At 33.6% G+C, this 12,227-nt stretch carries 13 protein-coding genes; 11 read left to right on the forward strand and 2 right to left on the reverse strand.

Going from position 1 to position 12,227, the window contains the following annotated elements:
* The first annotated feature begins 95 nt into the window (after nucleotides 1-95).
* The 5 genes from bsdE14_RS13695 (at nucleotide 96) to bsdE14_RS13715 (ending at nucleotide 6,104) form a co-directional block, all read left to right on the forward strand.
* Entirely contained in the window at nucleotides 96-767 is a 672-nt protein-coding gene (locus bsdE14_RS13695; RefSeq protein WP_264850518.1) for a response regulator transcription factor, read from the forward strand.
* On the forward strand, nucleotides 764-1,801 hold the full coding sequence (locus bsdE14_RS13700; RefSeq protein WP_264850519.1) for a HAMP domain-containing sensor histidine kinase: 1,038 nt from the start codon (nucleotides 764-766) through the stop codon (nucleotides 1,799-1,801). The genes bsdE14_RS13695 and bsdE14_RS13700 overlap by 4 nt, the downstream gene beginning before the upstream one ends.
* A 228-nt stretch (nucleotides 1,802-2,029) precedes the next feature.
* The gene (gene pepF, locus bsdE14_RS13705) at nucleotides 2,030-3,838 is read left to right on the forward strand and encodes an oligoendopeptidase F (protein WP_264850520.1); all 1,809 of its coding nucleotides are present in this window, start codon (nucleotides 2,030-2,032) and stop codon (nucleotides 3,836-3,838) included.
* Nucleotides 3,839-3,856: 18 nt separating this feature from the next.
* Nucleotides 3,857-4,744: a DegV family protein gene (locus tag bsdE14_RS13710; protein WP_264850521.1), complete on the forward strand. Its 888-nt coding sequence runs from the start codon at nucleotides 3,857-3,859 to the stop codon at nucleotides 4,742-4,744.
* A gap of 250 nt (nucleotides 4,745-4,994) precedes the next feature.
* On the forward strand, nucleotides 4,995-6,104 hold the full coding sequence (locus bsdE14_RS13715; RefSeq protein ID WP_264850522.1) for a Coenzyme F420 hydrogenase/dehydrogenase, beta subunit C-terminal domain: 1,110 nt from the start codon (nucleotides 4,995-4,997) through the stop codon (nucleotides 6,102-6,104).
* Between the two features lie 97 nt (nucleotides 6,105-6,201).
* On the opposite strand, the gene bsdE14_RS13720 is transcribed toward bsdE14_RS13715, so the two are convergent.
* Nucleotides 6,202-7,083, reverse strand: a complete 882-nt coding sequence (locus bsdE14_RS13720) for a LysR family transcriptional regulator (protein WP_264850523.1) — start codon at nucleotides 7,081-7,083, stop codon at nucleotides 6,202-6,204.
* Nucleotides 7,084-7,286: 203 nt separating this feature from the next.
* Between bsdE14_RS13720 and bsdE14_RS13725 the strand changes: the two genes are divergently transcribed.
* Genes bsdE14_RS13725 through bsdE14_RS13735 form a run of 3 tightly spaced genes read left to right on the forward strand, consistent with a single transcriptional unit; the run spans nucleotide 7,287 to nucleotide 9,132 of the window.
* A complete protein-coding gene (locus tag bsdE14_RS13725; protein ID WP_264850524.1) occupies nucleotides 7,287-7,655 on the forward strand; it encodes a GntR family transcriptional regulator in 369 nt (122 codons plus the stop codon).
* Nucleotides 7,655-8,353, forward strand: a complete 699-nt coding sequence (locus bsdE14_RS13730; protein ID WP_264850525.1) for an ABC transporter ATP-binding protein — start codon at nucleotides 7,655-7,657, stop codon at nucleotides 8,351-8,353. The genes bsdE14_RS13725 and bsdE14_RS13730 overlap by 1 nt, the downstream gene beginning before the upstream one ends.
* Complete coding sequence (locus bsdE14_RS13735) at nucleotides 8,347-9,132, forward strand: hypothetical protein (protein ID WP_264850526.1); 786 nt, start codon at nucleotides 8,347-8,349, stop codon at nucleotides 9,130-9,132. Before bsdE14_RS13730 ends, bsdE14_RS13735 begins: the two co-directional genes overlap by 7 nt.
* Nucleotides 9,133-9,175: 43 nt before the next feature.
* On the opposite strand, the gene bsdE14_RS13740 is transcribed toward bsdE14_RS13735, so the two are convergent.
* Complete coding sequence (locus tag bsdE14_RS13740; RefSeq protein WP_264850527.1) at nucleotides 9,176-9,496, reverse strand: winged helix-turn-helix transcriptional regulator; 321 nt, start codon at nucleotides 9,494-9,496, stop codon at nucleotides 9,176-9,178.
* Nucleotides 9,497-9,706: 210 nt separating this feature from the next.
* On the opposite strand from bsdE14_RS13740, the gene bsdE14_RS13745 reads away from it, so the two are divergent.
* The 3 genes from bsdE14_RS13745 to bsdE14_RS13755 all read left to right on the forward strand — a co-directional run bounded on the left by bsdE14_RS13745 (nucleotide 9,707) and on the right by bsdE14_RS13755 (nucleotide 12,112).
* The gene (locus bsdE14_RS13745; protein ID WP_264850528.1) at nucleotides 9,707-10,111 is read left to right on the forward strand and encodes a pyridoxamine 5'-phosphate oxidase family protein; all 405 of its coding nucleotides are present in this window, start codon (nucleotides 9,707-9,709) and stop codon (nucleotides 10,109-10,111) included.
* A 206-nt stretch (nucleotides 10,112-10,317) separates the two neighbouring features.
* Nucleotides 10,318-11,109 carry an arsenite methyltransferase gene (gene arsM, locus bsdE14_RS13750; RefSeq protein WP_264850529.1) on the forward strand — a complete coding sequence of 264 codons (792 nt, stop codon included), beginning with the start codon at nucleotides 10,318-10,320 and terminating at the stop codon, nucleotides 11,107-11,109.
* A 67-nt stretch (nucleotides 11,110-11,176) separates the two neighbouring features.
* Nucleotides 11,177-12,112 (forward strand): DUF2935 domain-containing protein, encoded by a 936-nt coding sequence (locus bsdE14_RS13755; protein WP_264850530.1) that lies wholly within the window; start codon nucleotides 11,177-11,179, stop codon nucleotides 12,110-12,112.
* Nucleotides 12,113-12,227 lie beyond the last annotated feature (115 nt).

The raw sequence follows: 12,227 nt of genomic DNA on the forward strand, positions 1-12,227 counted from the left end.
TTGTCGATACTATATGTAACTATAATTCATCTTCCGTTCATGTTTAAGTTGTAGTATATATATGTATAAATAACCTTAGGAATGGGGGGCTTTTTTTGCTTACAATTTTAGTAGTAGAAGATGATAATAAATTATGTAAATTATTTTGTACTGTGCTCTCAAAAAATGGCTATCGAACCTTGAGTGCAGAGGATGGAATGAAGGCATGGGATATATTAGAGAAAGAATATGTAGATTTGATTATTTCAGATATTATGATGCCTAATATGGATGGATATGAATTTACAAAATCTCTTAGAGATACTAATTCAGAAATACCTATTCTTATGATTACAGCTAAAGAAGATTTTCTAGCAAAAAAGCGGGGATTCATGGCTGGCACCGATGATTATATGGTAAAACCTATTGATGTAAATGAAATGGTACTTCGGGTAGGGGCATTACTTAGGCGTGCAAAAATTGTTCATGAAAGAAAGCAGATAGTCGGACAGACCATTCTTGATTATGATTCACTTTCGGTTTCAAGAGGAGAAGAATCTATTGAGCTTCCTCAGAAGGAATTTTATTTACTTTATAAGTTAGTTGCTTATCCAAATAAAATATTTACAAGGCAGCAGCTTATGGATGAAATCTGGGGTATCAATAGCGAATCTGATATTCAGACAATAGATGTCCATGTAAACAGGATAAGAAGACATCTACAAAGTAACCCGGACTTTGAAATTATAACTGTACGCGGACTTGGATATAAGGCGGTGAAAAAATGAGAAAAAGATCTCATTCTAAGCTATGGATACGGTTTACTGTTGGCGTTATTTTTATTACTTTTACTGTTTTTTCTTTAATGGCTGCTATTGCACTTATATCATTCTACTATGGCTATTTTCCACAGCATCGGAATCCAATAGTTCCAATTATTTCAATGGTATTTTTCTGCATGATTATCTCAACTTTTTTTACTCTTATAATTGGACATAGGATACTACGCCCTATAGAAACTTTAATTGATGCTACGAAAAAAGTAGCTAAAGGTGACTTCAGCGTCAGACTAGATGAAAACTATCCTGAGGATGAAATTCGTGATATGAATCTGCATTTTAATAAGATGATTGATGAATTAAATGGAATTGAAACCTTAAGAAATGATTTTATAGTGAATGTTTCTCATGAGTTTAAAACTCCTATTGCTTCTATTGAGGGCTACGCTACATTATTACAGGATCCATTATTGATAGAGGAAGAACGTAAAGAATATACTCAAATGATTCTTGATAGTGCTGCACAGCTTTCTTCTCTTTCAGGGAATATACTTAAGCTTTCTGAATTTGAATCACAGAAAATTATGCCTGAAAAGAAAAGTTTCTCGCTAGATGAACAAATAAGACAAGCGCTGCTATTCCTTGAAGGCAAATGGTCAAAAAAGAACCTAGAAATAGATCTTGAACTGCCAATAATAAATTACTTTGGAAATGAAGAATTTTTGATGCAAGTATGGCTTAATATTTATGGAAATGCAATTAAATTCACACCTGAAAGCGGCAAAATCTATACCTCTATAAAAGAATATGATAATAGAATTTATGTTTCTATATCAGATACAGGCAGCGGAATGACTGAAGAAGTGCAGAAACATATTTTTGAAAAGTTTTATCAAGGTGACCGCACCAGGCACTCTGAGGGGAATGGTCTAGGGTTGACACTGGTTAAGAGGATTCTGGATTTATTGGGGGGATCTATAGAAGTGCAAAGCGAAATAGGAATAGGTACTACTTTTACTGTATGTTTGCCATTAGAGAGTTAAAGCAGTTTCTAATACAATAAGCAACTTGAAAGCACTTATATAGTTAGAAAAATTATTTGTTGATTAGGATATTTTTGTAAAAGGTGTACAATTATTCACTTTTTGAGGTAATATTATATATATGTATACTCTATTTTGGTCTTGGAGGAAAAATATGAGTAATACTATAGTAATAGGCAATAACAATACTAAAGAAGTTGGGGTCAAATGATATGAGGGGGTAGTAAAATGGCAAAAGTTTTAAAGGATAGAAAGGATGTGGATCAATCTCTTACTTGGGATTTATCCGCTATATTCGGTACTGAAGATGAATATAACTCCGCTGTGAAAAAGCTTCAGGAACTTGCTTTACAATTGGAAAAGGACTATAAAGGAAAGCTAAGTGATGCAGAAAATATTAATGGATGCTTGGATAAGTTAAGAGAAGTAATGCAGATTTTGCATCTTACGGTACATTATGCTGAGCTTTCAGTGGAAGTAGATCATACTAACGAGAAAAATCAGGAAAGATACATGAAATTTATGAACATTGAGTCCGACATTAGCAGCAGATTGAGCTTTATTGAAAGTGAACTAATTCAAGCTGATGATAAAGTTATTGATGAAGCAATAAGTTTGTCAGAAGAAAACTGTAATTATTTAATAAATATAAAGAGAAGTAAGCCTCATGCTCTTCATCCAGAAGTAGAAAAAGTATTAGCAGCATTATCTGGAACCTTAGAGGCACCATATAGTATCTATGGAAGAGCTAAGCTTGCGGATATGAATTTCAAGAGTTTTACTGTAGATGGTGTTGAGTATCCGCTTAGCTTTGTACTCTTTGAGAATGAATGGGAATATGAAAATGACACAAGGGTACGAAGAGCTGCTTTTGAAGCTTTTTCTTCTAAATTAAGAGAATATCAGCACACTATAGCAGGGGCTTATCAGACTCAGGTGCAGAAGGAAAAAACCATGGCATCTCTTAGAGGATTTGATTCGGTTATAGACAGTTTATTATTTAATCAAAAGGTGGATAGAACATTATATAACAGGCAGATAGATTTAATCATGGAAAAGCTAGCACCTCACATGAGAAAGTATGCTAAACTGCTTCAGAAAATACATAAATTAGATGAGATGACCTTTGCGGATTTAAAGCTTCCTGTTGATGCTGGTTATGAACCTACAATAACTGTAGAGGATTCTAAGAAGTATATTAAAGAAGCCTTATCAATACTTGGTGAAGATTATTCTGAGATGCTTGATAGAGCCTATGATGAGAGATGGGTAGACTTTGTTCAGAACAAGGGAAAGTCCACAGGAGGCTTCTGTGCAAGCCCTTATGGAAGCCATTCCTTCATTTTGCTGTCATGGAATGAAAGAATGACAGAAGCATTCGTATTAGCTCATGAACTTGGGCACGCAGGACATTTTGATTTATGCAACAAAAACCAAAGCATCTTTGATGTAGATGTATCGACTTACTTTGTGGAAGCACCATCAACAATGAATGAGATGCTTATGGCAAATTATCTTATGAAGGTTAATGATGAGCCTAGATTTAAGAGATGGGTTTTAGCTTCAATGATAGGACGTACTTATTATCACAATTTTGTTACTCACTTATTAGAAGCTACTTATCAGAGAGAGGTTTATAATATAATGGATAAGGGTGGAAGCGTACAGGCTTCAACTTTAAATGAGATAATGAGAAATACTCTTGAAAAGTTCTGGGGAGATTCTGTGAAGATAACAGATGGTGCAGAGCTTACATGGATGAGACAGCCTCATTACTATATGGGACTTTATCCTTATACTTACAGTGCAGGACTTACCATAGCTACTGAAGTAAGCAAGAGAATTCTAGAGGAAGGACAGCCTGCTATAGATGATTGGAGAGAAGTGTTAAAAGCTGGTTCAACCAAGACTCCAGTGGAGCTTGCTAAAATGGCTGGAGTAGATATTACTACTGATAAGCCTCTGCTTGACACAATTGAGCATATTGGAAATATAATAGATGAGATAATTAAGCTAACTGATGAAATCGAAGGATAATATTAAGGAGTGTTGAATATGTCTGATTATGTTCTTACTTGTTGTTCCACCGCAGATATGCCATATGAGTACTTCCAAAAAAGGAATATCCCATTTGTTTGTTTTCATTATAATATGGACGGAAAAGAATATCTGGATGATTTGGGTCAAACCATGTCTTTTAAAGAATTTTATGGTAGAATTGATGCAGGGTCCATGCCAACTACCTCACAGGTAAACGTAGGACAGTTTATTGACTTCTTTGAACCGTATTTAAGGGATGGCAAGGATATCTTGCACATTTCACTATCAACTGGGTTGTCAGGATCATACAATTCGGCCAATATTGCTAAAAAGGAACTTTTATTAAAATATCCAGCACGAAAAATTCTCATTGTGGATTCACTAGGCGCATCATCGGGTTATGGTCTACTAACTGATATGGCGGCAGATATGAGGGACAATGGCGCAACCATTGAAGAGGTGTATGCCTTTGTAGAAGAAAATAAGCTTAACATACACCATTGGTTTTTTTCTACAAATCTTACACACTATAAACGTGGTGGTCGTATACCAGCCACAACTGCAATTGTTGGAAATATGCTGAATATATGCCCACTTATGAATATGAGTTATGACGGAAAACTTATTCCTCGCACGAAGATTCGAGGTAAAAAACTTGTCATAAACGAGATTGTCCGCAAGATGGAAGCACATGCAAAAGACGGCACAAATTACTCGGGAAAGTGCTTTATTTCGAATTCGCTTTGCTATGACGATGCACGTAAGGTGGCAGATCTAGTCGAGGAAAAGTTTCCTCACCTCAATGGTTCTGTCATGATTAACAGTATTGGTACTGTAATAGGTTCACATACTGGACCTGGAACTGTTGCACTTTTCTTTTTCGGAGATAAGCGTGAAGATTGATTTTTTTTCAAATGCAATCTGTGGCTTTATTAAATTATTAAAATTAAACTTTTAACAGGCCTTAGGCGGTGATTTTAATCGTTTTACTCCCCAAATAATGCTCTCAGCTGCGTATATGAATATAACCGGCTTTATTTAAAGAAATAATCAATTTGTTTGATATAGCAATTTGTATTAACATAGAAGTAGTTTATTAAGCTGAATTGCTATAGTTGGTTAATTTTTTTACCAAAACAAAGGAGAGAATATCATGGAGAGTGTCCATTCAAAGAAGGAAGATTGCAGTGGCTGCAGTGCCTGTTACAACACATGCCCTACAAATGCAATTTGTATGAAAGCAGATGAAGAAGGTTTTTTATATCCTGTTATAGACCAAGCCCTATGTGTAGATTGTAATAACTGTGTAAATGTATGTCCTTTAACTCAAGATGGAAATTATAAAAATGAAAATATACCGGAAATTTTGGTAGCCAAGCATAAATCAGAAGAGGTTTTATTGAAGTCAACCTCAGGAGGAATCTTCACTGCAATTTCAGATGCAATACTTGGAGAAGGTGGAGTAGTCTACGGTGCTGAGTATGATGATGAATTCCATGTGCTGCATAAGAGAGCGGAAAATTATGAACAGAGGAATTCAATGAGAATATCCAAGTATGTACAAAGCAATATGGGCGAAATTTTTCAGGAAGTAGAAAAGGACCTAGTGGATAATAAAAAGGTGTTATTCACAGGAACCCCCTGCCAAATTGCTGGACTTAAGGCATTTATAGGGCATTCTAGCTTGGCTTATAATCTATATCTATGCGATTTAATTTGCCATAGTATTCCTAGTCCTTTAGTATGGGAAGATTATAAAACACTGCTGGAAAAAGAGTATGGAGGCAGATTAACAAGTGTCAAGTTTAGAACTAAGGAAATAGATTGGAGCCGTGAAAATAGTAAAAAGGCTTTTTTGTTTACTACTTCACAGAGTGAGCAGGTTCATAATGACACTAGATTCTATAAGCTTTTCTTAGAAGAAAAGACCATAATGCGTCCTTCTTGTGAGAAGTGCCGATTTACTGACATACATCGTGCCTCAGATATTACCATTGCAGATTATTGGGGAATTGAAAAATACGCTCCTGAATGGATGGATAAAAAGGGTGTTTCAATAATTTTGATTAACAATCAAAAAGGTGAGGAACTACTTAGAAAATGCAATGACGAAGTTAAATATGAAAAACGTCCTAAGGAAGAAGCACTTACTGAACAACAGCGTTTAAGTGAACCTGTTAAGTTTCCAGAAGGTCGCAACAAGTTTTGGGAAGATTATGGAAAGTATGGTTTTGAATATATTATTGAACAATTAGATAAATAGTATTATTAAGAAAAGTAAGAAGTAAAGAAGGAATTTTTGCCGTAAGGGCAAAAATTCCTTCTTTTTTCACTATTAACTTTTCGCTATTATAATTTCATCAGCGAAAGCTTTTATCTAAGCCCACCATTTCTAAAAATTTTTTAGAAACAGCGGATAAATACCTGTCTTTAACTGTAATTATTGCAATTTGCGTATAAAAGGATGGTACATCGATAATCTTGTAGTTCATGGCTTTATCTGTTACAAGGTTTAAAGCAGATAATGGGGCTACTGCAACACCAAGTCCTGCTTGTGCCCAAAGCAGATTCACTGGTAAATAATTATTTAAACAAAAGATATTAGGTTCAAAGCCCTCATCCAAACAAGCAGCTGTAAGTATCTCAGCTAGCTTACGAACTATTATTATAGGTTTACCCTTTAAGTCTTTTACTGAAATTGTATCCTCAATGTTTAGAAAGCTATAATTTGAATTGTATAATGCAATCATAGGTTCTTTATCCCAATACTGAATGTCAAGCCCATTAGTATTAAATGGAGTTCTAACTATACCTGCTTCAATTATTCCATTAAACAGGAGTTCCAGAATTTCATAGGTGCTGCCTTCATAAAGTTCATACTTTATTTGAGGATTCTCTTTATTAAAATTTATAAGGTTACCATTGATAAGAGTGCTATCAACCATTGGAGTTATGCCAATTCGAAGTGTTCCTGCCAGTCCATTGTTATAATCAGTAATTTCTTTATGTATGGATTGAGTAAGTGCAGAAATATGCTTTGCTTTACGATAAAGTATCTCTCCTGCATCTGTAAGGGTCATTTTTCTTGAACCACGATTCATAAGCTTAGTACCGAGCTCTTCTTCCATCAATTTTAATTGATTACTTAGCGCTGGCTGCGCTATATGAAGCTTTTTGGCTGCTGCTGTAATATTGCCTTCCTCAACAATAGTAGTAAAAATAACAAGTTGTTTTATATCCATAATTCAATCCTCTCATAAACTATGTAGAATTTTATATAGTTCATATGATAATTAGTGTCTTTATTATAGTATTAATGAAACTGCAATTCAAATATTTCATGAAACTTAGAAAAATGTTACATAAAGGTATTGACAATATTTTACTAGTATTGTATTATTGTATTAACCACTTAATACAGTAATACATTGAAAGGAGTTTTAGAATGAAATGGGAGATTAATTCTGAAAGGCCGGTTTATATACAATTGATTGAACAAATTCAAGCATCCATAGTCTCTGGCAATTTTAAGCCCTCTGATAAGCTTCCTTCTGTTAGAGAGTTAGCTGCAGAAGCTTCGGTTAATCCTAACACTATGCAAAAGGCACTCTCGGAGCTTGAGCGGACTGGATTAATTTATAGCAATCGAACAAGCGGAAGGTACATTACGTCAGATTTAACATTAATTAAAGACCTAAAGAGGAAATCTGCAAAGAATTTAATACTTGATTTTTTAGATAAAATGAATCAGCTTGGATTTGAAAAAGAAGAAGTAATATCAATGCTGTCAGAAGCAGTAAAGGAGATGGAATAATGAATACAATTTTAGAGTGTGAAGCTCTATCTAAAAAATTTTCTAGCTTAGATGCTCTATCAAATATAAATTTGAAATTGGAGAGGGGACGTATTATTGGATTATTAGGTCCAAATGGAAGTGGAAAAACTACTCTTTTAAAAATAATAAATGGTCTTTTAGTTCCAAGCGAAGGAAAAATTCAAATAGCAGGAATGGAGCCAGGAGTTGAAACTAAAAAAATAGTATCGTATTTGCCAGAGAGAACTTACCTAGCTGACTGGATGAAGGTAAGTGAGATTATAGACTTTTTTAAAGATTTTTATGATGATTTTGATGCTAAGAAGGCTTATGATATGCTTCAGCGTTTGCAGATTGACCCAAGTAGAAAGCTTAAAACTCTATCAAAGGGCACAAAAGAAAAGGTACAGCTTATATTAGTTATGAGCCGCAAAGCAGAGCTTTATTGCTTAGATGAACCTATTGGAGGAGTTGACCCTGCATCAAGAGATTATATTCTTAATACAATTATTACTAACTATAACGAAAATGCTACAGTTTTAATATCCACCCATCTTATTTCAGAGATTGAAAATATACTTGATGAGGTTATATTTATTAAAAATGGAACTGTTACTCTACAATCTTCTGTAGATGATGTAAGAGCAAAGGAAGGTAAATCAATAGATTCATTGTTTAGGGAGGTATTTAGATGTTAACTAAATTAATGAAATATGAATTAAAGGCTACTTCTAGACTTTTAATTCCACTATATTTGATACTATTATTATTATCCGTAATTAACCGTTTTGTGTTTAAATTAAATGATTATGATGGAATAGCTAAATTTATCAATGTATTTTTTATGGCTAGTTATATAATATTAATTTTCGTAGTTTTAATTGTGACTGTTATTTATATGATTGTTCGGTTCTATAAAAATCTTTTAACTGATGAAGGATACTTAATGTTTACTCTACCTACAAAATCTCATCAGTTAATTACCTCTAAATTATTAATTACTGTGCTATGGACTATTCTCAGCATAGCAGTGATATTGCTCTCTCTATTTATTGCCTTTGCTAAACCAGATAGTATGCCTGCTATTATAGATGGAATAAGGCAGACTATGTTAAGCATTAATAGAGACTTTGGCGGGAACTCAGTGCTGTTTATCATTGAAGTGGTTATTATGTGCCTGCTTAGCTTAGTATCAAATATACTATTAATATATGTTTCTATAGCTTTAGGCCAACTATTTTCTAAGCATAAGATTATTGGTTCGTTTGCAGCTTATATGGCTATTTATACTGTTATCCAATTTTTAATGCTAATGTTATTTGGTACTTTAGGAGTGTATACATCAAATAAACCCGATATAGCATTGTTATTCCCTAAAGTGTTTTTCCCACTTGTAATACTTATGCTTATTATAATGGGAGTCGGCTGCTACATTGGAACAAATTATATATTTAAAAGAAAGCTGAATTTAGATTAAAGAAAAGGCACTGGTGCAGTATGAACCAGTGCCTTAAAGCTATTTACAAACGTTTTTCCTTATATTGTTTGCCCCACTGTACCATTGAGTCTAGTATAGGTTTTAAACTATAGCCATCCTCGGTAAGCGAATATTCAACCCTTGGGGGCACTTCTGCGTATATTTTTCTATTAACAAGTCCATCTTCTTCCATGGATCTAAGCTGTTGAGTAAGCACCTTTTGGCTAATTATGCCTATGGATTTTTTCAATTCACCAAAGCGTTTTGTGCCAGTAATAAGTTCTCTTAATATTAATACCTTCCATTTATCACCTATACGTAAGAGAGTTATTTCAACTGGACAAGCAGGTAATTCTTTTTTCATAAAATAAGCCACCTCCCATAGATAAAATTGTTTAATTAAGCTGCTGATCATGTTAATTTACTATTACTAATGTCTGTAAAGAGTCTAAAATTGCAATAGTTACTAATGGGTACCTATAGCACTTTTAAGTGCTTACTTGCTAAAATATACTTATGATTTTATTATATAATTGTAGCCGGCAAAAAACAATTTATTTAGGAGATGTTAAATATGAATGAAGTAGTAAAATTTTTAAAAGAGAATCCTGTACAATACTTTGCAACTATAGGATTAGATGGTAAACCAAAGGTACGTCCTTTTCAGTTTATGATTGAAAGAGATGGAAAGCTCTACTTCTGTACAAATAATCAAAAAAGTGTTTTTGCACAGCTTCAAAAATGCCCATATGTTGAAGTTACAGGCTCAAGTGGTAAATTCCAATGGATTAGACTAAATGGAAAAGTTGTTTTCTTAAATGATATAGCAATTAAAAAGGCTGTTATTGAAAGTAGCTCACTAGTAAAATCCATATATAAAACTGCTGAAAATCCAATTTTAGAAGTGTTTTACCTTAAAGATGCAAAAGCTGTTATAGCTGATTTTTCAGGAAACCCACCTGTAGAATATATTCTTTAATTTTGATGCTTAAAAGCTTCCGATGAAACAAAATTCATCGGAAGCTTTTTTGTTTCAAATGATTAATTGAAATTATATAACTTTGAATTTATAATGAAGATAGTTTCAATAAATTGGATTTGATTTGAGAATTATATTAATAGAATATAAAAAAAAACACATTCTAATTAACAAAGTCAGTGTTAAATTTAAGGAGGCAGGGAAAAATGAGTGATTTCAAAAAAGCTGACATTAGAAATATAGTTCGTGATAGTTATAAGAAGATTGCTGTTGGCACTATTAAAAAGTCAGGATGCTGTGGAGATAGCAGTAATATAAAAGGTTCTGCTGAGGAGATAGCCCGTAAAATAGGATATTCTGATGAGGAAATATCAATGGTACCTGAGGGCGCAAATATGGGACTTGGTTGCGGTAATCCTCTGCTATTAGCTAACATAAAAGAGAATGAAACAGTTGTAGACCTTGGGAGTGGAGGGGGCTTTGATTGCTTTTTAGCTTCTAAAAAGGTTGGACCAAAAGGTTATGTTATTGGAGTAGACATGACTCCAGAAATGCTCAGTAAAGCAAGGACTATTGCTAAGAAAAATAGGTATACAAATGTGGATTTTAGATTAGGCGAAATAGAGAATCTGCCAGTAGCTGATAACACTGCGGATGTAATAATATCAAATTGTGTTATAAATTTATCACCAAATAAACAAAGGGTATATGACGAAGCTCACCGTGTGTTGAAAAAAGGTGGAAGAGTAGCTATATCAGATATAGTGTTAGTGAGAGAGCTTACTGAGGAAATGAAGCAGGATGAAAAGCTCTACTGTGGCTGAGTAACAGGTGCATCTTCAGTTGAAGAATTGGAATTGTATCTTGAAAAGGCAGGCTTTAGACAAATTATCATAGAAATTAATGAAGTATCAGAAGAGTATGCAAAAAAGTGGGGACATAATTTAAAAGTTGGAGAATATATTATGTCTGCTTCAGTAAAGGCTGTGAAGTTATAATTTTTTTAACAGTTTTAATAAATTCAGCATATTATGTATCGTAAGTAAATTTAAAGGAGCATAGTTCATGCTGTCAAATAGTGAGTATGTAAGGCAATCCCTAGAGCTAAACATGTTTTTTATGAGAATAGCAAAAGAGCATTCTATATTTTTAGAGGCTGGATTTACTACTAAAAATCCTCAATTAATTAACAGGGCAGAACAGCTTAAGAATGTATTTAGTCAATTACTGGTTGAAAACATAAGATTATCTAATGGAATTATAAGTCCCGAAGTAGCAAAATCAGGTGAGTTTGTAACTGACTTAACCTTAGAAGCAGAACGTGAAACACAATATTATGCAGGAATTGCAATAGACCCCAATATAACAAGAATGGAGACTATGGTATTAGGTACTGAAAATGGTCGTATTACTCCAAGTCTTGTAAGAATGGTAAATGATCTGAATAACCGAGCAATTTATGCCGCTGAACAGCTAGCTGCTTTTAAGAAGGGCCTTCTTCAAGATGTGCTTGCCTGCAAAGTCTTTACAACAAATTACCCTCTTCTACTTGATCATATACTTAGAGAAGCTATATTTTATTTAAGATTGCTTAGAAAATTGCAAAATCGTGAAGAAGCAGATTTAACTCGAGAAGCTGCTTATCAAGAGACCTTTTGGAATAGAATTATGGCAGAGCATTCAAAGTTTATTCGCGGTCTATTGGATCCTACTGAGGTAAAGTTATTTAATACCGCAAATGATTTTGGAGAGAAGTTTGATAAACTTACTGCTGAAGCAAAAGAGCTTTCTAGTAATTTGAATCTTCTTCCAGCAGTAACCTCTAGGAGTCTTAATAATACGGAGGATTTAAGAGATTTTAAGAGACAAGGAACTGAAGGATTAATTCAATGTAAGATTAAATCTATAGCTTACCCTCTTTTAGGAGATCATGTCGTAAGAGAAGCAAATCATTATATTAGAATACTAAATGACTTCAAAAAAATTCAAGCAAGAAGTTAATTATTTGGACTGCTTATAATAATTATAGGTAGTCCTTTACTATTTCTTGACAAAGGAACCATTTTGGTGTATTATACTTACATAAGGTAATTAAATAACTAAAAGTTAGATAGAT

It is taken from the genome of Clostridium omnivorum, from assembly GCF_026012015.1.
Classification (GTDB): Bacteria; Bacillota; Clostridia; order Clostridiales; family Clostridiaceae; genus Clostridium_AX; species Clostridium_AX omnivorum.

Coding starts and splice junctions, on each gene's coding strand:
- bsdE14_RS13700 (WP_264850519.1), top strand. CDS start 764: ATGAGAAAAAGATCTCATTCTAAGCTATGGATACGGTTTACTGTTGGC.
- pepF (WP_264850520.1), top strand. CDS start 2,030: ATGGCAAAAGTTTTAAAGGATAGAAAGGATGTGGATCAATCTCTTACT.
- bsdE14_RS13710 (WP_264850521.1), top strand. CDS start 3,857: ATGTCTGATTATGTTCTTACTTGTTGTTCCACCGCAGATATGCCATAT.
- bsdE14_RS13715 (WP_264850522.1), top strand. CDS start 4,995: ATGGAGAGTGTCCATTCAAAGAAGGAAGATTGCAGTGGCTGCAGTGCC.
- bsdE14_RS13720 (WP_264850523.1), bottom strand. CDS start 7,083: ATGGATATAAAACAACTTGTTATTTTTACTACTATTGTTGAGGAAGGC.
- bsdE14_RS13725 (WP_264850524.1), top strand. CDS start 7,287: ATGAAATGGGAGATTAATTCTGAAAGGCCGGTTTATATACAATTGATT.
- bsdE14_RS13730 (WP_264850525.1), top strand. CDS start 7,655: ATGAATACAATTTTAGAGTGTGAAGCTCTATCTAAAAAATTTTCTAGC.
- bsdE14_RS13735 (WP_264850526.1), top strand. CDS start 8,347: ATGTTAACTAAATTAATGAAATATGAATTAAAGGCTACTTCTAGACTT.
- bsdE14_RS13740 (WP_264850527.1), bottom strand. CDS start 9,496: ATGAAAAAAGAATTACCTGCTTGTCCAGTTGAAATAACTCTCTTACGT.
- bsdE14_RS13745 (WP_264850528.1), top strand. CDS start 9,707: ATGAATGAAGTAGTAAAATTTTTAAAAGAGAATCCTGTACAATACTTT.
- bsdE14_RS13755 (WP_264850530.1), top strand. CDS start 11,177: ATGCTGTCAAATAGTGAGTATGTAAGGCAATCCCTAGAGCTAAACATG.